This window comes from Streptomyces aurantiogriseus (assembly GCF_014649375.1).
Classification (GTDB): domain Bacteria; phylum Actinomycetota; class Actinomycetes; order Streptomycetales; family Streptomycetaceae; genus Streptomyces; species Streptomyces aurantiogriseus.
Genome location: NZ_BMSX01000022.1, coordinates 1 through 20,887, shown reverse-complemented (window position 1 = coordinate 20,887; position 20,887 = coordinate 1). Strand labels below are relative to the sequence as shown.

The window sequence follows — 20,887 nt, the reverse complement described above, 5'->3', positions numbered from 1 at the left end:
CGCCCGCCCCCCTGCGTCACCGACTTCGTCACGGACAAGGAGCACACCGATGCTGATGCCCCACCCTGCCGTCCTGCGCACCCTCATCGACGAGTACGAGGCCGAGACGGCGACCGGATCCGTCGAGTCGAACGCCCGGGCACAGGACCTCGCCTACACCCTGTGCGTCTCCACCGGGACCCGTGACGTCACCCTCGCCCTGGAAGTGGCCCACCGCTGGCTCGCCGCAGCGGCGGACGCCGACGCGGGGACGCGGCCGCGTACGGACGAAGGGCCTCATGTGTACGCCTGAGCGGGGCAGGGGGCGCCCCATCGCGGTGGGTCACCGCGGTGGGGCGCCCGTGTGTGGGGGAGGCGAACACGCGGGGGAGGAGAAGACCCGGTTCGAGAATGCGCGCCGTAGCCGGGCCGGCGACAGTGTCCTGTGGATCGGGGCATGGGTCTTCGGCGGACGCTGGATCGCTCTGGGCAGGGCCCGCACCGGCGGCCGGGCCCCGCACCGATGGGCCAGCCCCGCACCGATGGGTCGGCCCGCACCGGCGGGCAGGCCCCGCGCGGGCAGGCGGGACCGACCAGCCCGGCGGAGAACCCCGCTCCCCCCGCTGCCATCGCGTCCGGTAGTCGCCCCGCGCCCGGGTGTGTCGGGCCCGAGCCGGGGCATTCGGATTTCCGGGAGTTTTCAGGGGAGGTCGAGATGAACGCTGGTGTCCTGGCGAGCAACGGCAAGGCCGAGGCCGAGCGGGCCGCGCGGGGGTCGGGCACCAGGTGGGCCGCCAAGGCGGGGCTGACCGCGCGCGGTGTGATCTATCTGCTCGTCGGGGTGCTGGCCCTGCAGATCGCCTTCGGTGAGGACAAGAAACAGCAGGCCGACCGCCAGGGCGCCCTGGCGGAACTCTCCGCCAAGCCCTTCGGCTCCGTCCTGCTGTGGGCCCTCGGCGTCGGCCTGGTCGGCATGGCGCTGTGGCGCCTGTCCGAGGTGGCCTTCGGCTCGGTGGGGCCCGAAGGCAGGACGGCGAAGAAGCGGCTGCTGGCGCTCGTCCGGTGCGCCTTCTACTCCTTCGTCGCCTACTCCGTCCTCGCGTTCGCCGCGGGCTCGGGTGGCGGGGGCGGGTCCAGCGACGAGCAGTCCCGGGACGTCACGGCCCGCCTGCTGGAGGTACCCGGCGGCCAGTGGATCGTCGGGGTGGCGGGTGTCGCCGTCGTCGTCGCGGGCGTCTGGCTCGGCGCGCGGGCCCTGATGCGCGCCTACCGGGACAAGCTGCGGCTGGGGGAGATGTCCTCGCGCGTCCGCCGCGTCGTGGACGTCACCGGCGTCGCCGGCGGCGTGGCCCGCGGCCTGGTGTTCGCCGCCGTCGGCGCCTTCGCCGTACGCGCCGCGGTCGACTACGAGCCGGACAAGGCCAAGGGCCTCGACGACACCCTCCGCTCCTTCGCCGGCACCCCCGTCGGGCCGGGGCTGCTGGCCTGCGTCGCCGCCGGGCTCGTGCTCTTCGGGCTGTTCTCGTTCGCCATGGCCCGCTGGCGCAAGGTCTGAACATCCGGCTGCGGGGGAACCCGGGGGAAATGAACGAATCCGAGTTCCCGCCGGACGGACGACCCGTGGACATGTACCTCGACCTCCTCCGCGTCCGCATGGACAGCGAGGACTACGAGATGCTGCTCAAGGTCGTCGCGCCCGCCCTGCGTGCCCTCGACGAACAACCCCCCGAGAGCCTCGATTTCGCGCTGGATCCGCAGGACACGGAGGACCTGCCTCAGGAGATCCGCGACGAGGCCGCCTTGGTCATCGCCACGGCCGTGACCGGCCGGCTCGACAACCAGTTGGTGGAGATCCACGTCGACGGAACCGGCCCGGTCCGGGTGGTCACCGATGCGGTCACCGCCTCCGACCCGACGCGCCTCGCCGAGATCGCCGGCTGTATCCGCCGACGCCAGAGCGACACCGAGGAACTGCGCGGCATCGCCGCCGCGAGCGGTCTGCCCACGGACTTCTGACGCCGTGGGCCGGCCGGCCTCACTCACTGCTTCGGCTGCTCCACCGCAACCTTCAACGGCCGGGCCAGACCGACCACCGCCTCGTCCAAGCGTTGCAGGTGCCGTAGCACCCGGTCGGTGACCCGGTCGTAGCGCGGGGTCCCGGGCACGCCGGGCTTCAGCAGCGAGGCGATGCTCGCACCGGTCCGCACCTGGGCGGTGCTGCGCTCGTCCGCGACGTGCGCGGCGATCGCGCCGATGTTGTGCAGGATGCGTCGCCCGGCCCCACGCAGCCGCGGTTCCGCCGCGATCGACGGATGGGTCGGCAGCAGCTCGGCCGTGGCCGCCAGCGATCGTGCGTGGTACGCGCACGTCTCCAGCAGGGCGACCACGTAGCGGGCGGTGTCCCGCCGGGTCCGCAGCGGCGTGACCGGATGGGTCAGCGGCTGCGTGGCCGCCCGCAGATCGGCCAGCGCCTGGTCCAGGTCCCGCGCCCGGTCCAGCAGATCGGCCGGGGGTCCACCGCTGAGCTGGTCCACGGCACCCTCGGTGACATCTGCCAGCCGGTCCAGGACGGTCGTCAGCAGCTCGTTCGTACGCCGGTCCGTCTGCACCGGCAGCACCAGCACCGCCGCCACGACTCCGCAGGCCACCCCCAGCGCCGTCTCCTCCACCCGCAGCACGAGCACCGACAGGCTGTAGGTGTGCAGCAGCGTGTACAGCACGCCCAGCGCCGCGGTGACGAAGAAGGACATCAGTGTGTGCGACAGCGGCGCCGTGTAGAACATCGCGAACACGCACAGCAGCACCACCGCGAACGCCGTCCACGTGTGGTGGCCCACCAGTCCCGCGAGCCCGATGCCCGCGACCACCCCGAGCACGGTCCCGAGCAGCCGCCCGTAGCCCTTGACCATGATCTCGCCGGTGGACGCGGTGTTGATGAACACGATCCAGCAGGTCAGCACCGCCCAGTACCAGCGGTGCGTGGAGAGCAGCTCGCCGCCGACGATCGCCAGCGACGATCCGACGGCGACCTGCACGGCTGCCCGGGTCGTGGGCCGACGCAGGCCCGTGGCCTCCGTCGTCTCCGTCTCGTGCCCCTCGATGGCCGCGTCCTCCGCGTCCAGTTCCTCGCGGGAGCGGGCGGTCTCGGGGCTGTCGTCGGACTCGTCCTGCGGCCCGTCGAGCGCGACCCGCAGCCCGAGCACCGCCCGGGCCGCCTCACCGACGCCCCGGAAGACGTCCTGCACGGCCGGTGACGCGCCCGGCAGGTTCTCCTCCTCCCGGTACCCGAGCAGCCGGTTGCGGAGCTGCGCCAGCCCGCTGCCGCCGGCGACGGGATGCCGCACGAGCAGACGCAGCGCCTGCAGGTCGCGTCGCAGGACCTCGGTCGCCTCCTCCCGCACCGGCAGCCGCCCGGCCTCCGGAACCGGTGCGCCGGGCAGGTGCAGGGTCAGGGTGTCCGCCCGCTCGGCGCTGCGCGCCGTGAGCAGCAGCAGACCGAGCCGCTCGGCGGCGATCTCCGCGTCGGCGATCCGGCGCTGCACCAGTCGCGCCGTCGCCTCGTCCGGGGTGCCCTCGGCCAGCCGGCTCTGGATCATCATGGCCGTCTCGTGCAGCCGGGCGGTGCCCTCCCGCACGTGTGCCAGCGCCTTCTCCACCTCGTCCGGGCCGGCGTCGAACAGCTCGAGCTGGGCGTCGAGCAACCGCGCGAGCCGCGCCCGGAAGGCCCGCCGCAGCCGCTGGAAGACCCCCGCCGGGGTCTGCGGCACCAGCGCGAAGCGCGCCACCGCGCTGCACACGAACGCGACGGCGACCGCCCCGCAGAACCCGGGCAGCGTCGCTCTGCTGGCACCCACGAACAGGGCCAGGAAGTAGACCTGGAAGGCGACCAGGCCGAGTGCCATGCCGCGGTCGCCGAACCGCCGGCCGTAGACCGCGCAGAAGATGAGGGCGACGAAGAAGACGTCACCGGCGATCAGCCGGGAGCTGAGCAGCGCCGCCAGCGACAGCGAGGCCAGCGCGACCGGCAGCCCCAGGGCGAGGGTGACCGCCTGCCGGTCGCGCTGCTTCTCCCGGATGGCGAAGGTGGCGACCATCGCCGCGATGGCCCCCGCGACCAGGTGCGTCAAGGTCGCGCCCAGCAGGGAGAGCACGGCCAGCGTCAGGGCGATCGCCCCCACCGTCCGCAGCCCGGCCGCCAGCCGCAGCAGCCCGGGATCCGACGCCGCGATCCGGTCCCGCCACCCCGTCCGGAACGACCGTGCCGCCGCCTTCACGCCGCCGTACCCTCTCCCGGACCGTCTCACCCGGCCTCAGGAACCCGCGCCCTCCACCTGTGCCCGCACCTGCTCCGGCGTCAGATAGCTGTCGGTGTACTCGAAGTCCTTCAGCCTGGCGGGCCGGCGCGACTGGAAGCCGGTGCGGACGAAGTCGTCGCCCGCCAGCGCGTTCAGCGTCCAGTTCGTCAGCACGCGCGCCTTCGCCACGTTGGTGCGCAGTGCCGACCAGTGGTAGCCACGGGCCACGGCCTGCGCGGGCAGCCCCCGCAGCTCGACGCCGAGCGGCTTGGAGACGGCGTCGGTGCCGCCGAGGTCGACGACCAGCCCGAGATCCTTGTGCACATACGGCTTCATCGACTGGCCCCGCAGCGTCGCGATGACGTTGTCGGCGACGACCTTGCCCTGCCGCATCGCGTGCTGCGCGGTCGGCGGGCAGACCGCGCCCTCCTCGCCCTTGGCCTCGTCGGGCACCGCGGCGGCGTCCCCGAGCGCGAACACCCCGTCGTGGCCGGGCAGGTTCATCGAGGAGGTGACGGCCAGGCGCCCGCGGACCGTCTCCGCGCCGAGGGTGGCCATCAGCGGGCTCGCGACGACGCCCGCGGTCCAGATCAGCGTGCGGGTCGGGATCACCCGACCGTCCGTGAAGGTGACCTCCTCCGGCCCGGCCTTGGCGATGGAGACGCCCAGCGAGATCTCGATCCCGCGCTTGCGCAGCACCTCCTGCGCGCTGCGCCCGAGCTTGTCGCCGAGCTCCGGCATCAGCTTCGGGGCGATGTCGATCAGGTGCCACTTGATCAGCCTCGGGTCCAGCCGGGGGTAGCGCTTGACCGCGTTGTGCGTGAGCCGTTGCAGACAGGCGGCGGTCTCGGTGCCCGCGTAGCCGCCGCCGACGACCACGAACTGCAGCCGGGAGGCCCGCTCGGCGGGGTCCTGGCTGGCGTCGGCGAGGTCGAGCTGGGTGATGACGTGGTCGCGGATGTAGGCGGCCTCCGCGAGCGTCTTCATCCCGAAGGCGTGCTCGGTCAGCCCCGGGATGTCGAAGGTCCGTGTGATGCTGCCGGGAGCCAGCACGATGTAGTCGTACGGCTCGTTGACGATCCGGTCGGTGATGGTGCGGATCACGCAGACCTTCGACCTGAGGTCCACGCCGATCGCGCCGCCCGGGATGATCCGGGTGCGGTACTTCTTGCTGCGGCGCAGCGACAGAGCGATCGACTGGGGCGTCAGCACGCCGGAGGCGACCTGCGGCAGCAGCGGCAGATAGAGCTGGTAGCTGAACGGCGTCACCAGGGTGACGTCGGCCTCGTCGGAGGAGAGTTTGCGTTCCAGGCGTCGAACGCACCCCACTCCCGCGAAACCCGCGCCCACCACCAGGATCCTGGGTCGTGTCACGATGTCCATCCCTTTCTGCGGCTCCAGGCGGTCTGCCTCGACGTCATGCGCGTGCCCGCCGGAGGGCGCCTTCGCACCTGGTCCATCCCATCGATCCCACCGCGACCGAAGCCGTTCCGCCAGCCGGAGGGCGCGTGCAGACGAACGTTTCTTCCGAGATCCCCGTCGTACCCGTGGAACGGCCCGTGTACCCCCCGTACCTTCGGGTAGGCCGACGTACATGACAAGTGCGGTGGCCGGAGGGTAGTGACGTGGGGTGCGCGGAGGGCTCCGACGACGGCCGGCGGGAGAGCCGGGAGGCGATGGCCCGGAGGGTCGTCGACGCGGTGGAGAGCCTGGTGGCCGGCTGGCTCGCGGCGGCCGAGGAGACCACGCCGCAGCTGCCCGCCCGGCAGTTGCTCGCCCTGAGGACGGTCCGGCGCCGGCCGGAGCTCAATCTGACCGCCCTGGCCGAGCACCTCGGCATCGGTCTGCCCACCGCGAGCCGTCTGTGCGACCGGCTGGAGGCGGCCGGAATGCTGGAGCGGACCGTGCAGCCGCGCAACCGGCGCGAGGTGCAGCTCGTCCTGACCGCCTACGGCCGGCGCGTCCTCGCCGACGTCACCGAGCGGCGCGTACGACGGCTGGCAGCCGTGTTCGAGGGCATGACCACGGCGCAGCGCACCGCCCTGGAGCACGGTCTGTGCGCCTTCGAGCAGGCACACACCGCGAGGGCCGACGACTGACCTGACCGCCCCTCACGGCGCCGACGCCGTGCGGCTGTCGATGTGACACAGCAGCAGACACACGTCGTCGTCGCGCTCGGAGTCGCTCAGCATCGGGTCCAGGATGCGCTCCGCCGAGCCGTCCAGGTCCGTGTCCAGCTCCTCGGTGCGGAACCCGCCGAGCGCCGCCGCGAGCCGCTCGATGCCCGGGTCTATGCCCTGGGCGCGTCGCTCGACCAGCCCGTCCGTGTACAGCGCCAGCGTCGAACCGGGCACCAGCGGGACCGTGTGGTCGGCGATCTCCTGCCGCAGCGGGATGCCCAGCATCGCCCCGGGCTTGGCGTCCAGCGTCCGCACCCGCCCGTCCGGGTCGCGCAGGACGGGCGGCGGATGGCCCGCTGCCGCCCACGTCAGCACCGGCTCGCCGGGCTGGAAGCGGGCGATCACGGCCGTCGCGTACAGATCGGGCTGGAGGTGGTGCAGGAAGGTGTGCAGCCGGGTCAGCAGCACGCCGGGGCTGCCGCCGTCCACGGCGTACGCCCGCAGCGCGGTCCGCAGCTGGCTCATCATCACCGCCGCGTGCAGCCCGTGCCCGGTGACGTCGCCGATGACGGTGATCAGGCTGCCGTCGGGCTGGCGGAAGGCGTCGTACCAGTCGCCGCCGATGTTCAGCCCGTACGTCGCGGGCATATAGCGGGCCGCCAGCCGCAGCCCCGGCGTCGTCGGCAGGTCGGTCAGCAGGGCGCGCTGGAGCGTCTCGGCGATGTCCCGGTTGTGCTCGAAGCGCCGTGCGTTGTCGAGCGCGATGCTGGCCCGCCGGGTCAGCTCGATCAGCATGACGGCGTCGTCCGGGTCCCAGCGCTCGCCCGGCGGCGTCAGCGTCAGCACGCCCAGCGGCGCACGCCGCGTCGGCAGCGGGACGCACAGCAGCGGCAGGGTGGGATGCAGCGCCGACGGCGGCTGGTCGTCCACCCCGGGCAGACCGCCGGGATGGTCGGCCGCGTACTGGGGCCGACCGGTGCGGGCGGCGACCACGGCGGCCGCCGGGTGCGGGGCGGGCGGGTGCCGGTCGTCCTCGGCGTCGAAGAGCCAGACGTCGACCGTGCGGGCGTACTCCGGCACCAGCAGCTCAGGCAGCCGGCGCACGATCTCCTCGTGGTTGAGGGAGGCCGTCAGCACCGCGCTGGCGTCGGCCAGGAACGTCAGCCGGCGCCGGGCGCTCTCCGCCTCCTGCCGGGCCGCGCGCTCCGCCGCGAACGCCTCGCGCTGGGCCCGCCCGGCCGCGTCCAGCTCGGCGTGCAGCGCCAGGACGCCCTGGTTGGTCTGGTGCAGCTCCTCCCGGTGGAAGGTGACCAGTTCCTCCTGCTCGGCCAGCCTGTCCAGGACGAGCGCGGTGTCCTCGTCGGCGCCCAGCAGGGCCTCCGCGAGGACCCCGGGATCGTCGGTCACCCCGGCGGAGACGGCGGCGGCCACCGGCTCGGGGCAGTCCACGGTGACGCGCCACGGCGGTTCACCGGCGGTGAGGGAGGGGGCGACCTCGACGTGCAGGCGGCCACCGGCCGTCTCGAGGGCGAGCCGCCAGGTGCCGCCCTTGGTCAGACACTGGCGCAGACGGCCGCTGAGCGCGGCCGCCAGCCGCGTCCGCTCCAGGGGCGTGACGCCGAACGCGGCGGCCAGCCGCGCGGTCTCGATCCGGGCGCGCGCCGCGTCGGTGACGGCGCTGATCTGCCAGGTACGCATCATGGGCGGTCCGGCGGGGTCGGGGACAGGACAGCCACGGCGGTGTCGTCACGCACCGGGCGCGCGGAACTGCTGGCGTCGCGCACGATCACCGCGGCGGTGACGGCCGGGTCGGCCGCCAACAGGCGGGTGTCGGAGGGCGGCACCCAGCGGCTGGGCAGACCGTCGCTGTACAGGACCAGCAGCCGGTCCGCGCCCCAGGGCACCTCGGTCGCGGGCAGCGTCGCCGGGCGGTGCACGCCGACTATGCCGGGCCGGGAGAGCAGATGACGCCAGGAGCCGCCCTCCCACAGCCGTGCCCCCACGTTCCCGATCCCGGCGAACCGCAGCCGCCCCGCCCGCACATCGAGCTGGGCCAGCGCGACCGCCGCACCCCGCGTGCCGCGCAGCGCGCCGTCCAGGCGGCGCAGCATCTCGGCGGGCGCGAGGCGGGCCGAGCGGTGCAGCTCCTCGACCGCCGCGGTCGAGGCCCGGGCTGCCTGCGGGCCGTGGCCCAGCCCGTCGGCCAGCAACAGGGTCAGCCGGTCGTCCGCGCACACCCAGGTCCAGGCGTCCCCGGAGCAGTCGGCACCGGCGAACGGGATGTTCACCCCGCCGGCCCGCGCGGGCAGCGGCTCCGCGGCGGCGGTCCTCGCGGCGGCGCCGACCCGGGCCAGCGCGACCGTGCCACGCCCCAGGACGCTGTGCAGGTCGAAGTCGTCGGCCACCCGTCGACAGGTCCCCAGCCCGGCCCCCAGCGAGCCCGTCGTCGAGAACCCGTCGCCGAGCGCGGCCGCGACGTCGGCCATGCCCGGCCCGTGGTCGACGGCCGCGATCTGCACGGCCGGCCCGCCCCGCCCGCTCGGCGGCGCGACCGTGTCCACGAGGACCTGGCCTCCGCGGGCGTGCTTGAGGAGGTTGGTGGCCAGCTCGGTCGCCACCAGCGCGACGGCCGCCGTACGCGAGTCGTCGAGGCCCACGAGCGCCGCCGCCTCCTCCGCGGCCACCCGCGCGTCGCGCACCCGCGTCGGGTCGTACACCGGGACGTCCCACACGCGCGGCATCAGGACTCCTCGCGCTGCCGGGGAGGCCGGGCCACCCACGAGGTCACCGTGACCGTCGTACCGGCCCCGGGCGTGCTGTCGATGGCGAACTCGTGCACCAGCCGCCGTGCCCCGCCCAGGCCCATCCCCAGTCCGTCCCCCGAGGTGTAGCCGTCGCTCAGCGCCTGCTCGAGGTCGGCGATGCCCGGCCCGTGGTCCGTGAACGTCAGCCGCAGCCCCTGGGTGCGCCCGTCGGAGACGCGCACGGTCTCCACCTCCCCGCCCCCGCCGTACACCAGCGTGTTGCGGGCCAGTTCGCTGGCCGCGGTGACCAGCTTCGTCTGCTCGACCAGTCCGAAGCCGAGCGCGGCGGCGGCCTGGCGCACATGCTGCCGCACCCACACCAGGTCCAGGTCGGAGCCGATCGGCAGGCGGGCCTCGACGCCCGCGGCCGTCCCGCTCACCGCGGCTCCTGGCGCGGGGCGCGCGGGGCCGCAGCGTCCGGCCGTCCAAGGAGTTCCAGGGCCGCCTCGGTGCTCAGCGCGGTCCGCAGCCCCGGCAGGGTCAGCCCCAGCTCCACCATCGTGATCGCGACCGCCGGCCGCATGCCGGCCACGACGGTCTGCGCGGCGAGCAGCCGGGCGTTGGCGCCGATCTCGGCCAGCACGCGCCCGAGGAAGGAGTCGACGATCTCCACCCCCGAGATGTCGATGACCACGCCGGTCACCCGGCTGCGGGCGATGGCTTCCACGATGTCCTGCTGGAGCTGCTCCGCCGTGCCGTCGTGCAGATCCCCCTGCAGCGTGACCAGCAGGATGTCGCCGAGCCTGAGGACCGGCACGGGGGCCGCGCCGGTGCGGGAGAAGTCGTCGTTCACCGCTGACCCGCACCGCCGGGCGTCGCGTGCACGATGTCGGCACCCAGCCCGTGCAGGGCGTACGCCAGGGCGTCGGCGAGGCCGGCCCGGGTGACCACGGTGCCCAGGTCCAGGCCGAGATGAACGATGGTCTGGGCGATCGCGGGCCGGATGCCCGAGACCACACACTCCGCACCCATCAGCCGCACGGCGGCGACCGTCTTCATCAGATGCTGCGCGACCAGCGAGTCGACCGTCGGCACACCGGTGATGTCCAGGATCGCGTACCGGGCCTGCTGGTCGACGACCGCCTGCAGCAGCGTCTCCATCACCACCTGGCTGCGGGCGCTGTCGAGCGTGCCGATGAGCGGAACGGCGACGACGCCGTCCCAGAGCCGGATGACGGGCGTGGCGACCTCCAGGAGTTGCATCTGCTGCCGGTCGATGAGGGCCTGAACCTCCGTCAGCGCGGTCTCCATGACCACCAGCCGCAGCGTGCCCATGAGGACGGTCAACGTCGTGGCGCACTCCCGGAGGTGCTCCGGCGGCGCGTCCGGCAGATCGGCGACGAGCAGGTTCACGACGGGCGCCCGCAGGGCGTCCACCTCGCCGGACACCTGGGCGGTGCTCATTCCGGAACGGGAGCGGGCGGCCGTCATCCGCGCCAGCTGCTCACGCACCACGGTGAATCCGGCGCTGTCGGAGTCCTCCACCCGGCCGGAGTCGGCGACTTGGGCGAGGGCGTCGACCACGCTCCGGCACGCTTCCACCGCCTCGTCGCGGGAGACGGTGAACACGGTACGGAACAGGGGTTCGTCGGCCCAGCGTTGGGCGATCTGCTCCCGGCGGCGGCTCAGGAAGGCCCCGACCTCGTCCGTCGGTGTTCCGTACGATGCGGCCGCTTCGTGCTCCGGCACTGCCTCACTCCTCATCTGCGTCCTGCCGCCGCGCTCCCGACGCGGATGACGGGAGGGCGGGGTGACCCTTGCCGGGCGACAACCCTAACCACGGGCCGATCTCGTACGACACCCCGCTCCGGCCCGGCAACCCGCTCGTGCGGCGTCGGCGCGACAAGTACCCGAAGGGGCAACGCGTGTTCGGTGAACCCGTCCCTCCGGTCCGGCCGGCCCGCTCACTCTCTTGCCTCGCGCATACAGTTGTCAAATGGCAACTATAGGGTGGTCGTTGGCCGCACACCTGCGGATTCGCGGCGTGCGGCTGAGCCCCGTCAGACGTTCCGGTCCTGCGGCGACGCCTCCTGACGGTCGATGAGCGCCAGGGCGTCGTCCACCTTCTCGGAGACCGGCACCGTGAGGCTGACCCCGGTGAGGTCCAGGATCCGGCGCACCGCAGGCGTCGGATTGACGACGTGCACGCTGCCGGGCAGGTCCCGGGCTTCCTGGTACACCCGCAGGATGATGTTCATCCCGGACGAGTCCATGAACGGCACCGCCGAGAGGTCCAGGACGAAGTGCTGCCGGCCGTGATGGAGTTGATTCGCCAGATGGGCCTGGAACTCGGTCGCGGTGTCGAGATCCAGATGGCCCTCGACCGTGACCAGGGCCACGTCCTCGCGGGGCAAGGAGACCTCGACGGACAGCGGGTTCTGGGCGATGGACACGAGTACCTCCGAAAGCTGACGGTCCGGGCTGCGTACCCCGGCGGGCGACTGCGATGCGACGCGAGGCCGGACGACGGCGGGCGTCCGGCCGGCCCCGCCCCGGTGTCGCTCCCCCTCGCACCGCGCCCAGCGGATACCCACGAACCCGACGCCCATGCACCAGGACTCGACGAGCGGAACCCCTTCCCCCTGATGCCGCTTCGGGCAACGGGCCGGAACGGACCGACCCGTCCCGAATGCGGCCGCGGCGGGAGGGTATCTGGTGCTGTGGAACGCGAGAAGGGAGCAGCGTGACCATCGACAGCATCTGGTCCTACGCGCCGCACAGTGGGCACGTCGACGGGCAGGACCTGACGGGGTACAGCGTGGTGGCGACCGACGGCACCCTGGGGCACGTCGAACGCGAGGCCGGTCACCACGGCATGCGGCATCTGGTCGTCGACACGGGCGTCTGGCTGTTCGGCAGGAGCGCCGTCGTCCCGGTCGGCGTCGTCACGGCCGTCGACGAGGCGGGCCGCAGAATATCCCTGGCCTGTACCAGGGACGAGGTCAAGGAGGCACCCCGCTTCCGGACCGACAGCGAGACCATGGACCCCGCGTATCTGGCGGCCGTCGGCGACCACTACCACCGGCTGACCCCGCGCGGAACCACGCCGGCCTGACCGGCCGGACCCAGCCGTGAGAGGAGACGAACTCGCGCCCTCGGGACCGGCGGTCGCCCCGGTGACGACCGCCGCGTCCGCACGGGCCCACGCACGCGCGATGGTGGACGCCCGCTGGAACCCTTCCGCAGGGCCGGCGCGCGAGGAGGACGTCACCGACCTCCTGCTGGTCGTCTCGGAGATGGTCACCAACGCCATCCGGCACGGCGGCGGCCTTGCCGGGTTCGAGGCCGTGCCGCTGCACGACGGGATCCGCCTGACCGTGCGCGACCACAGCGACGTCGTCCCCTCCGCGGCGTACGGATCCGGCGCCCCTCCCGGGGTCCACCACGGCAGCGGCTACGGCTGGCCGCTGATCATCCGGCTGGCCCGGGACATCACCGTCGACAGACGGCCGTCGGGCGGCAAGACGATCAGCGTGTTCGTACCGATCCGGACCACCGCCCCCGCGCGGGGCACCCACCTCCCGCACTGACGACCGCTCGCCGGCGACCGCTCACCAGGGCAGGAAGACGTGCACGTCCTTCCCGTCCTCGTCCGGCACGACGCTGACCTGGCTGCACAACGTGTGGACCAGATGCCAGCCGATGCCGCCGCCCCCGCTGTTGGGGCGGAACGGCCGGGGAGCCGGCGGGGTGGGATTGGTGTCGTGCAGCGTCACGTGCACCCCGTCGAAGGTGGGGCGCAGGTGCAGCGCGAAAGGACCCGGCGCGTACTGGACCGCGTTGGAGGCCAGTTCCGTGACGATCAGCACGATGTCGTGCCAGTACTCCGGTGCCGAGGGCGGGGACGCCCGTGAGAGGTCGCGAAGGAACTCCTCCGCGGCCAGGCGCGCACCCGTCACGTCCTGCGGTTCGCCCGCGAAACGGGCGGTGCGGCTCGGGATCGCCCAGGAGGCCAGTGAGTCGTTACCACGGGGCTCGGTTGCCATGTCGTCAGTGCGGCCCCCTTGAGGCCGGGGCCGTCGTCCTTTCTCGTGCGGCTACTCTCGCGTCGCCACTCTTCAGGGTTCCCGAGGCCGCGCAGCCTACGCGTCCGGCGTATGCCGACGGGGACGTGATACGCCGGGCGATCCTCCGGACACGCAGCGTGTCCGGCCCGCACCAGCTGTCGGCCGGGACCTGGCCGCAGGAGAAGCACACGTGGCCCTCCTGGGCCCCGAAGGGGACCAACCAGCCCAGGTCGTGTCCACGTTGCCCGACGGCGCCACCCTCCGGCGGGAGGCCGGCGTCACGGACGGGGCCGGCCACGGGACCCGTCGGCTGACGGCGCCCCGCGGCTGTGCTCACCGGAACACGTCGTCCGCGTCGTCCCAGCTCAGGACCTCCTCGTGGATGCTCTGCCGGGGCAGACGCGCCCGCGCCTGGTACATGGCGTCGATCTCCGCCGCGTAGTGCTGGACGATCGAGTCGCGCCGCAGCTTCATCGACGGGGTCAGCAACCCGTTGGACTGGTCGAACTGCTCCGGCAGGATCCGGAAGCAGCGGATGGACTCCGAGCGGGACACGGAGCTGTTGGCCGCCGCCACCGCCCGCCCGATCTCGTCCCGCAGCGCGTTCTCCTCGCGCGCCTCCCGGCTCGGCGTGTCGCCCTGGATGGACAGCCCTCCGCGCCAGTGCGCCAGGAAGTCCGGGTCCAGGGTGATCAGCGCGCCCACACAGGGCCGGTTGTCGCCCACGACCACCGCCTGGTGGACCAGCGGATGCAGCCGCAGCCGCTGCTCCAGCGCCGTCGGCGCCACGCTTTTACCGCTGCTGGTGATGATGACGTCCTTCTTGCGGCCGGTGATCGTGAGATAGCCGTCGGAGTCCAGGGATCCGAGGTCCCCGGTGGCCAGCCAGCCGCCCCGCAGCGCGGCCCGGGTGGCGGCGTCGTCGTTGACGTAGCCCTGGAACACCGACGGGCCGCGCACCAGGATCTCCCCGTCGTCCGCCACCCGGATCTCCGTGCCCGGCAGCGCCTGACCGACGGTGCCCGACTTCTCCCGGCCCAGCGGCTGCATGGTGATCCCGCCGCTGGTCTCGGTCAGGCCGTAGCCGTCGTGGACGTAGATGCCGATGCCCTCGTAGAAGAGGGACAGGTCGCGGTGGAGTGGTGAGCCGCCGGAGGTGGCGCGGTGCACCCGGCCGCCCAGGGCGGCGCGCAGTCTGCGGTAGACCGTGCGCTCGAACAGGGCGTGCTGGAGCCGCAGGTCGAAGCCGGGACCCGAGCCCCGGCCGAGCCGCTGCCGTTCGACGGCCGCCGCGAAGTCCCGGGCCGTCTCCGCCGCCCGCTCGAACACCGCGCCCCGGCCCGCCTGCTGGGCCGTGCGCAGGAAGTTCTTGTAGATCTTCTCGAAGACCGACGGCACCGCGTACAGATACGTCGGCCGGAAGGTCCGCAGGGCCTCCGCGAGCGCGGCCGCGCTCAGGTCGGGTTCATGGCCCATGAGGATGCCGCCGCGGATGCACAGACCCTGGATCATCAGACCGTACACATGGGAGAACGGCAGGAAGGCGAGGACGGACGGCTGCTGCCCCGGGGGCGCCGCCGTGTGCCTCCAGCCGGCCAGCAGGGTGTCGCAGGGAGCGGCCAGACTGCGGTGGCTCAGCGCACAGCCCAGGGGACGGCCCGAGGTGCCGGAGGTGTAGGCGATCACCGCGGTGGAGTCCGGCATCACGATGCGGCGCAGCGAGTCCACCGTCGTCACCGGGATCGGCTCACCGAGCCGGGCGAGGTCCTCGAGCGCGCCGGCGTCCAACTGCCAGACGTGGCGCAGCGAGGTCAGGCCCGCGCACACCGAGCCCACCGTCATGACGCTCTGCTCGTCCTCGACGACGACCCCCACACAGCCCGAGTCCCGCAGGATCCACTCGACCTGCTCGCGTGAGGACGTCGGATAGACGGGCACCACCTCGGCGCCCACCGCCCAGAGCGCGTAGCTGAGCACCGACCACTCGTAACGGGTCCGCGCCATGATCGCCACGCGGTGCCCCGGCGAGATCCCCGACGCGATCAGCCCCTTGGCCAGATCGACCACCTCGTCGCGCAACTCGACGGCCGTCACCTCCTCCCACCCGTCCGAGCCCGCGGAACGGCGGGCGAGCACCGGGAGAGCGGGGGTGCGGGCGGCTGCCTCGAAGAGGCTGTCGGCGAGCCCTCCGGTCAGGGGCGAGGCGGCTGGGGGAGCGAGGGCGACGTTGCGCATGCGCTGCTCCTGACATGTACGGGGTGTGACTCCGCCGATGAGGACTGTTATCGACGGTGGTCGAATGTAGCCCAGGTGAGACCGGCTGTGGCCGCGAACGGATAAGTATTCCGCGTTGATGATCTCGGCCGGTCCGGGGGACTCGGAGGGCATGACCCACATCAGCCCCGATCCCGAACCGGAACGCAGCACCGGCCTGGAACCGGGCGGCGGTGTTCCCCCGGGCGAGACCCCGCCCGCGGAGAGCAGCATGCCCGAGGCCGGACCCCGGGAGACGCACAATCCCCCCAAGGGCTGGGCCAAGGGCCCGCTCACCCTGATCCTCGTCCTCGCCGTGCTCGTCGCGGCCTTCTTCCTGGCGTACGCCCTGGTCCTCCTGCTCTAGCGGGGGGACCGACGGGGGCTCAGCTCTGGGTTTGCCGGACGCAGGTGGTCACGACCGAGCGCAGGCTGCCCGTACGCTCCCACACCTCACGCTGGACCCGCGCCCCGTTGCCGTGGCGCAGGAGCTCGGCGCAGGCCGCGCGGGCCCGCTCCAGGTCCCCGCTGTCGGCCAGCGCCTCCTCGACGTGGTCCAGCAGCGCCCGCACCACCGTCTCGGCGGGCGTGCGCCGCATGGTCGCCGGGTGCAGCAGGTCCCCGGTCAGACCGGAGCGGGCGGCCCGCCAGTCGGCCAGCCTGAGCAGGCTCACACTGTGGTCCACCGGATCCTCGCCCGCCTTCCACTCCCGCGCGGCGGTCTCGACGAGCCCGCGCACCAGCGTGGCGACGAGCACGGCGGTCTCCGCGCGCAGACAGACGTCCGCGACCCGGACCTCCACGGTCGGATAACGCGCGGACAGCCGGGCGTCGAAGTAGACCATGGCCTCGTCGAGGATCGTGCCCGTGGCCACCATGGCCGCCACCCGCTGGTGGTAGCGTTCCGCCGACCCGAACAGCTCGGTCGGACCGGCCGACGGCCAGCGCTGCCACACCCGGCTGCGATAGCTGTTGTACCCCGTCTCCTTTCCCTGCCAGAACGGCGAGTTGGCACTCAGCGCCGACAGCACCGACAGCCACGGCCGCACCCGGTCGACGACCGCGACCCCCTCCTCGTCGGACTCGACGGACACATGCACATGGCAGCCGCACACCAGCTGCTCGCGGGTGGCGATGCCGTATTGCTCCGCCATCCACTGGTAGCGCCGGTTCATGCCGATGGAGGGACGCACCGGCAGCGGAGAGGTGGCCAGCGCCGCCACCGTGCAGCCGATCTCCCCGGCGTGCCGGGCCGCCTCCCCGCGTATGCGGACGATCTCCTCGGCGAGCTCGTCCATGCCCGACTGCGGGTGGGTGGCGAACTCGAGCATCTGGTTGTGCAGTTCCTTCTCGAAGACGTCCTGTTCGGCCAGCTCCCGCGTGGCGCGGGCGAGAACCGCTGCGGACAGGGCCTGCGGTTCTCCGGTCTCCGGGTCGACCAGGAGGAGTTCCTCCTCCACTCCGACGGTGCGCACGGCATGCAGCCTTTCTCTGGCAGGTGGTACGCACCCGACTGCCCCGTCGGGCCCCCTTCACACGGACGACGGCGTCAGCCACACCGTGGCGAGCGGCGGCAGCGTGAGAGTGATCCCCCCGTTCTCCGGCTTGATCCCGTCGAGATGGGTGACGTCACTGCCGCCGTAGCGGGCGGCGTCGGTGTTGAGGGCCTGGTACCAGACGGGGACCTCGTCGGGGACGCCGAGGCGGTAGTCGTGGCGGACGACGGGGGAGAAGTTGCTCACCGCCAGGAGAGGTGTGCCGTCGGCGTCGTACCTCAGGAAGGCGAAGACGTTGTCGTCGGCCGCGTCGCACAGCACCCACCGGAAGCCGCCGGGGTCGGTGTCCCGCTGCCACAGGGCCGGCGTCGCCCGGTAGAGGGTGTTGAGGTCGCGGACCAGGTCCTGCACGCCCCGGTGGTCGCCCGCGGCGACGTACCCGGGGTCGAGGAGCCACCACTCCGGTCCGTGTTCCTCGGACCACTCCGCGCCCTGGGCGAACTCCTGGCCCATGAACAGCAGTTGCTTGCCGGGATGCGCCCACATGAACCCGAGATAGGCACGATGGTTGGCGCGCCGCTGCCACCAGTCGCCCGGCATCTTCGACACCAACGCCTGCTTCCCGTGGACGACTTCGTCGTGGGAGATGGGCAGGACGTAGTTCTCGCTGTAGGCGTAGATCATCGAGAAGGTCATCTCGTGGTGGTGGTACTTGCGATGCACCGGCTCCTTGCCGATGTACTCCAGCGAGTCGTGCATCCAGCCCATGTTCCACTTCAGCCCGAAGCCCAGACCGCCGCTGTCGGTCGGCCGGGTCACCCCGCCCCAGGCCGTCGACTCCTCCGCGATCGTCACCACACCCGGGTTTCTCCGGTAGACCGTCGCGTTCATCTCCTGGAGGAACGCCATCGCGTCCAGGTCCTCCCGGCCGCCGTACACGTTCGGCGTCCACTGCCCCGAGTCCCGCGAGTAGTCGAGGTACAGCATCGAGGCGACCGCGTCCACCCGCAGGCCGTCGATGTGGAACTCCTCGCACCAGTACGTGGCGTTGGCGACCAGGAAGTTGCGCACCTCGGTACGCCCGAAGTCGAACTCGAACGTCCCCCAGTCCGGGTGCTCGGCCCGCTGGGAGTTCCCGGGCTCGTACAGCGGATCCCCGTCGAACCGCGCCAGCGCCCAGTCGTCCTTGGGGAAGTGCGCCGGCACCCAGTCCATGATCACGCCGATCCCGGCCCGGTGCAGGGCGTCCACCAAGTACTTGAAGTCGTCCGGCGTGCCGAGCCGGGCGGTCGGCGCGTAGAACCCGGTGACCTGGTAACCCCACGAACCCCCGAAGGGGTGCTCGGCGACCGGCATGAACTCGACATGCGTGAAGCCCAGCTCCTTCACGTACGACGGCAGCTCCTCGGCAAGCTGCCGATACGTCAGTCCCGGTCGCCAGGAGGGGAGATGGACCTCGTACACCGAGAACGGCGCCGCATGGACGGGCACGTCACCCCGGTGCGCCATCCACTCTGCGTCGCCCCACTCGTGGTGCGAGGCGTGCACGATCGACGCCGTGTTCGGCGGGGCCTCCGTGCGCCGCGCCATGGGGTCGGCCTTGAGGAAGCGGTGGCCGTAGCGAGAGGTGATCTCGAACTTGTACCGGGTGCCCTCGCCGATCCCGGGCAGGAACAGCTCCCACACCCCGCACGCGCCGAGGGAGCGCATCGGGAAGGCGGTCCCGTCCCAGTAGGTGAAGTCCGTGGCGAGACGCACCCCTTGGGCGTTCGGCGCCCACACGGTGAACCGGGTGCCGGTCACGCCCTGGTGGGTCATCGGCTCCGCACCGAGCGCCTTCCACAACTGCTCGTGCCGGCCCTCCCGGATGAGATGCAGATCGAGATCGCCCAGGGCGGGCAGGAAACGGTACGGGTCGTGCACCTCCTGCTCATCACCGTCGTACGCCACCAGCAGCGTGTACACCGGGATCGCGCCGAGCGGCAGCACGGCCGAGAAGAGGCCGTCGCCCTCCGACGCGAGCGGGGTGCGCTCGCCGTCCACCACGACGGCCACCGAGCGGGCGAACGGGCGCAGCGCCCGGAACACGATCCCGCCCGGTACCGGGTGCGCCCCCAGCAGGGCGTGCGGGTCGTGGTGGGCGCCCGCCAGCAGACGGCCCCGGTCGGAGGGGTCGAGCGCGGGTGCCCCGGGCGGGCGAGGGCCGGCCGACTCGGGCAGAGAAAGGTCGCGCGGCGCCATGGGTCAGCCTCCTCGGACGGCGAGTCGCTCGATCGCCGCCATGGGTACGGGTAGCCAGTTGGGGCGGTGCCGGGCCTCGTACAGCACCTCGTACACCGCCCGGTCGGTTTCGTAGGCACGCAGCAGGGCGTGCTTCTTGCGGGGGTCCCAGCCGGCCCGGGCCGCGTAGCCGGCGCAGAACGCCTCCCGGCAACGGCGCGCCCACTCCGGCCGCCAGGGCCGGCGCTGTCGGGCGGCGTAGTCGAAGGAACGCAGCATGCCGGCGATGTCCCGGACCGGGGAGTGCGTGCTGCGCCGCTCGGCCAGCGGACGGGACGGCTCGCCCTCGAAGTCGATGACGAACCACTCGCGTCCGGCCCGCAGCACCTGCCCGAGGTGCAGGTCGCCGTGGATGCGCTGGGCCGGCGGGCCCGGATCGCAGGTGGTGAGCGCGGCGAAGGCCGTGGTGAGGCCCGAGACATGCGGGCGCAGTGCCGCCACGTGGTGTGCGGCGGCCTCCAGCCGCTCGGTCATCGCCTTCGCCGTGCGTACGTTGTCGCCGCGCGGGCCGACCGGGAAGGCCGCGGCCAGCGCGAGGTGCACCTCCGCGGTGGCACCGCCCAGCGCATGGGCCTCCGTCGTGAAGTCGTCACCGTGGGCGAGGGCTGCCAACGCCAGTGTCCAGCCGTCCGAGGCGTCGGGCAGGAACGGCTGCAGCACGCCCAGCGTCGCCTCCTGGGGATGCGTCGTCCGGAACCAGGCCACCGGGGCGGGCACTCGTCCACACCCCTGCCCGGCCAGCGCGACCGGCACCTCCAGGTCGGGGTTCACCCCGGGCTGGATGCGCCGGAACACCTTCAGGATGAAGGCGTCGCCATACACCAGGGACGTGTTCGACTGCTCGGCCTCCAGCAGACGTGGCGCCAGCCCGGCCGGCACATGCGCGGACGGGTCGGACTCGAAGCACAGCGGGCCGAGCGGGCCAGGGTGCCGCATGCGCTCCAGCAGCAGGTGAGCCGACCGGGGGTCCTGCAACGCGTCGTGGACCGCCAGACCGGCCAGCGGCCCCTCCTCCACCCTGCCGATCAGGGCCCGGCCCAGACGCGGCGACAGATGCTCCTGGAGTCCGAGGAGCAACTGGTAGCAGTCGCCGGGCGGGGGAGTGCCGCCCGGGGAGGGCACGCCCGACTGGCCGGTGTGCGCCAGCAGATGCAGACAGCCCGGATACAGCTCCGTCATCGACAGCAGCCGCAGGTCGTTGAGGGGCCGGTCCTTTCCCGCGAACCAGCGCTGCCGCGGCAGCCACTCGCGCAGCAGCGCCCTGAGCGTCCCGCCGGAGCGGACGCCGACGGCACTGCCGGGGCTCAGAGATGCGGTCTTCGGCATGGTGACGCGTCCTTTCCTCGGCGCACGCTCACAGGCGCCGGCCGACGCGGGATGCGGCTCGGACGAGCCGGAACCAGTAGAAGCCGTGCCCTGCGAGGGTGAGCAGGTACGGCAGTTCGCCGATCGCGGGGAAGCGGACCCCGCCGAACAACTCCACCGGGTGGCGGCCCTTGAAGCGGCGCAGGTCCAGCTCGGTGGGCTGGGCGAAGCGCGAGAAGTTGTGGACGCACAGGACCAGGTCGTCCCCTCCTTCCTCTGACGAGGGGGCCTCGCGCAGGAAGGCGAGCACGGCCGGGTTGGACGAGGACAGCTCGGTGTAGGAGCCGA

Annotated in this window: 21 protein-coding genes; 7 read left to right on the top strand and 14 right to left on the bottom strand. The window is 72.7% G+C overall.

Going from position 1 to position 20,887, the window contains the following annotated elements; genetic code table 11:
* The first annotated feature begins 49 nt into the window (after positions 1 to 49).
* From IE263_RS36235 to IE263_RS36225, 3 genes are all read left to right on the top strand, one after another.
* Positions 50 to 292, top strand: coding sequence for a DUF5133 domain-containing protein (locus tag IE263_RS36235; RefSeq protein ID WP_189942309.1), 243 nt, complete (start codon positions 50 to 52; stop codon positions 290 to 292).
* 402 nt (positions 293 to 694) lie between these two features.
* Positions 695 to 1,534, top strand: coding sequence for a DUF1206 domain-containing protein (locus IE263_RS36230; RefSeq protein ID WP_189942308.1), 840 nt, complete (start codon positions 695 to 697; stop codon positions 1,532 to 1,534).
* 29 nt (positions 1,535 to 1,563) lie between these two features.
* Positions 1,564 to 1,995: a hypothetical protein gene (locus IE263_RS36225; RefSeq protein ID WP_189942307.1), complete on the top strand. Its 432-nt coding sequence runs from the start codon at positions 1,564 to 1,566 to the stop codon at positions 1,993 to 1,995.
* Positions 1,996 to 2,018: 23 nt separating this feature from the next.
* On the opposite strand, the gene IE263_RS36220 is transcribed toward IE263_RS36225, so the two are convergent.
* Together IE263_RS36220 and IE263_RS36215 are read right to left on the bottom strand one after the other, a co-directional pair.
* Entirely contained in the window at positions 2,019 to 4,253 is a 2,235-nt protein-coding gene (locus tag IE263_RS36220; protein WP_189942306.1) for an FUSC family protein, read from the bottom strand.
* Between the two features lie 36 nt (positions 4,254 to 4,289).
* On the bottom strand, positions 4,290 to 5,657 hold the full coding sequence (locus IE263_RS36215; RefSeq protein ID WP_189942305.1) for an NAD(P)/FAD-dependent oxidoreductase: 1,368 nt from the start codon (positions 5,655 to 5,657) through the stop codon (positions 4,290 to 4,292).
* Between the two features lie 242 nt (positions 5,658 to 5,899).
* Between IE263_RS36215 and IE263_RS36210 the strand changes: the two genes are divergently transcribed.
* Positions 5,900 to 6,373 carry a MarR family winged helix-turn-helix transcriptional regulator gene (locus tag IE263_RS36210; RefSeq protein ID WP_229911355.1) on the top strand — a complete coding sequence of 158 codons (474 nt, stop codon included), beginning with the start codon at positions 5,900 to 5,902 and terminating at the stop codon, positions 6,371 to 6,373.
* A 12-nt stretch (positions 6,374 to 6,385) separates the two neighbouring features.
* On the opposite strand, the gene IE263_RS36205 is transcribed toward IE263_RS36210, so the two are convergent.
* The 6 genes from IE263_RS36205 to IE263_RS36180 form a co-directional block, all read right to left on the bottom strand.
* Complete coding sequence (locus tag IE263_RS36205; protein WP_189942304.1) at positions 6,386 to 8,095, bottom strand: PP2C family protein-serine/threonine phosphatase; 1,710 nt, start codon at positions 8,093 to 8,095, stop codon at positions 6,386 to 6,388.
* A complete protein-coding gene (locus IE263_RS36200; protein WP_189942303.1) occupies positions 8,092 to 9,135 on the bottom strand; it encodes an ATP-binding SpoIIE family protein phosphatase in 1,044 nt (347 codons plus the stop codon). The genes IE263_RS36205 and IE263_RS36200 overlap by 4 nt, the downstream gene beginning before the upstream one ends.
* The gene (locus IE263_RS36195; protein ID WP_189942302.1) at positions 9,135 to 9,578 is read right to left on the bottom strand and encodes an anti-sigma regulatory factor; all 444 of its coding nucleotides are present in this window, start codon (positions 9,576 to 9,578) and stop codon (positions 9,135 to 9,137) included. The genes IE263_RS36200 and IE263_RS36195 overlap by 1 nt, the downstream gene beginning before the upstream one ends.
* Complete coding sequence (locus IE263_RS36190; RefSeq protein ID WP_189942301.1) at positions 9,575 to 9,991, bottom strand: STAS domain-containing protein; 417 nt, start codon at positions 9,989 to 9,991, stop codon at positions 9,575 to 9,577. The genes IE263_RS36195 and IE263_RS36190 overlap by 4 nt, the downstream gene beginning before the upstream one ends.
* Positions 9,988 to 10,887, bottom strand: a complete 900-nt coding sequence (locus IE263_RS36185) for an STAS domain-containing protein (protein ID WP_189942300.1) — start codon at positions 10,885 to 10,887, stop codon at positions 9,988 to 9,990. Before IE263_RS36185 ends, IE263_RS36190 begins: the two co-directional genes overlap by 4 nt.
* 311 nt (positions 10,888 to 11,198) lie before the next feature.
* Positions 11,199 to 11,591: an STAS domain-containing protein gene (locus tag IE263_RS36180; RefSeq protein ID WP_189942299.1), complete on the bottom strand. Its 393-nt coding sequence runs from the start codon at positions 11,589 to 11,591 to the stop codon at positions 11,199 to 11,201.
* 290 nt (positions 11,592 to 11,881) lie between these two features.
* Between IE263_RS36180 and IE263_RS36175 the strand changes: the two genes are divergently transcribed.
* Positions 11,882 to 12,253: a PRC-barrel domain containing protein gene (locus IE263_RS36175; RefSeq protein ID WP_189942298.1), complete on the top strand. Its 372-nt coding sequence runs from the start codon at positions 11,882 to 11,884 to the stop codon at positions 12,251 to 12,253.
* 16 nt (positions 12,254 to 12,269) lie between these two features.
* Entirely contained in the window at positions 12,270 to 12,728 is a 459-nt protein-coding gene (locus IE263_RS36170; RefSeq protein ID WP_229911354.1) for an ATP-binding protein, read from the top strand.
* A gap of 21 nt (positions 12,729 to 12,749) precedes the next feature.
* On the opposite strand, the gene IE263_RS36165 is transcribed toward IE263_RS36170, so the two are convergent.
* Positions 12,750 to 13,184, bottom strand: a complete 435-nt coding sequence (locus IE263_RS36165; RefSeq protein WP_189942297.1) for an ATP-binding protein — start codon at positions 13,182 to 13,184, stop codon at positions 12,750 to 12,752.
* Between the two features lie 354 nt (positions 13,185 to 13,538).
* Positions 13,539 to 15,440 (bottom strand): AMP-dependent synthetase/ligase, encoded by a 1,902-nt coding sequence (locus IE263_RS36160; protein WP_189942296.1) that lies wholly within the window; start codon positions 15,438 to 15,440, stop codon positions 13,539 to 13,541.
* Between the two features lie 151 nt (positions 15,441 to 15,591).
* Between IE263_RS36160 and IE263_RS36155 the strand changes: the two genes are divergently transcribed.
* Positions 15,592 to 15,825 carry a DUF6480 family protein gene (locus IE263_RS36155; protein ID WP_189942295.1) on the top strand — a complete coding sequence of 78 codons (234 nt, stop codon included), beginning with the start codon at positions 15,592 to 15,594 and terminating at the stop codon, positions 15,823 to 15,825.
* A 19-nt stretch (positions 15,826 to 15,844) separates the two neighbouring features.
* Here the strand turns inward: IE263_RS36155 and IE263_RS36150 are convergent, their stop codons facing one another.
* From IE263_RS36150 to IE263_RS36135, 4 genes are all read right to left on the bottom strand, one after another.
* Positions 15,845 to 16,933, bottom strand: a complete 1,089-nt coding sequence (locus tag IE263_RS36150) for a glutamate--cysteine ligase 2 (RefSeq protein ID WP_189942294.1) — start codon at positions 16,931 to 16,933, stop codon at positions 15,845 to 15,847.
* Between the two features lie 57 nt (positions 16,934 to 16,990).
* Entirely contained in the window at positions 16,991 to 19,195 is a 2,205-nt protein-coding gene (glgB, locus tag IE263_RS36145) for a 1,4-alpha-glucan branching enzyme (protein WP_189942293.1), read from the bottom strand.
* Between the two features lie 3 nt (positions 19,196 to 19,198).
* Positions 19,199 to 20,560: a maltokinase N-terminal cap-like domain-containing protein gene (locus tag IE263_RS36140; RefSeq protein WP_189942292.1), complete on the bottom strand. Its 1,362-nt coding sequence runs from the start codon at positions 20,558 to 20,560 to the stop codon at positions 19,199 to 19,201.
* Positions 20,561 to 20,588: 28 nt separating this feature from the next.
* The coding region (locus IE263_RS36135) for an alpha-glucosidase C-terminal domain-containing protein (protein WP_189942291.1) at positions 20,589 to 20,887 on the bottom strand (299 nt) is incomplete at its 5' end.

What these genes read in the sequence shown, in the direction of transcription:
- IE263_RS36225 (WP_189942307.1), top strand. Translation starts at nt 1,564, where the DNA reads ATGAACGAATCCGAGTTCCCGCCGGACGGACGACCCGTGGACATGTAC.
- IE263_RS36235 (WP_189942309.1), top strand. Translation starts at nt 50, where the DNA reads ATGCTGATGCCCCACCCTGCCGTCCTGCGCACCCTCATCGACGAGTAC.
- IE263_RS36230 (WP_189942308.1), top strand. Translation starts at nt 695, where the DNA reads ATGAACGCTGGTGTCCTGGCGAGCAACGGCAAGGCCGAGGCCGAGCGG.
- IE263_RS36200 (WP_189942303.1), bottom strand. Translation starts at nt 9,135, where the DNA reads ATGCCGCGCGTGTGGGACGTCCCGGTGTACGACCCGACGCGGGTGCGC.
- IE263_RS36160 (WP_189942296.1), bottom strand. Translation starts at nt 15,440, where the DNA reads ATGCGCAACGTCGCCCTCGCTCCCCCAGCCGCCTCGCCCCTGACCGGA.
- IE263_RS36140 (WP_189942292.1), bottom strand. Translation starts at nt 20,560, where the DNA reads ATGCCGAAGACCGCATCTCTGAGCCCCGGCAGTGCCGTCGGCGTCCGC.
- glgB (WP_189942293.1), bottom strand. Translation starts at nt 19,195, where the DNA reads ATGGCGCCGCGCGACCTTTCTCTGCCCGAGTCGGCCGGCCCTCGCCCG.
- IE263_RS36165 (WP_189942297.1), bottom strand. Translation starts at nt 13,184, where the DNA reads ATGGCAACCGAGCCCCGTGGTAACGACTCACTGGCCTCCTGGGCGATC.
- IE263_RS36205 (WP_189942304.1), bottom strand. Translation starts at nt 8,095, where the DNA reads ATGATGCGTACCTGGCAGATCAGCGCCGTCACCGACGCGGCGCGCGCC.
- IE263_RS36155 (WP_189942295.1), top strand. Translation starts at nt 15,592, where the DNA reads ATGACCCACATCAGCCCCGATCCCGAACCGGAACGCAGCACCGGCCTG.
- IE263_RS36215 (WP_189942305.1), bottom strand. Translation starts at nt 5,657, where the DNA reads ATGGACATCGTGACACGACCCAGGATCCTGGTGGTGGGCGCGGGTTTC.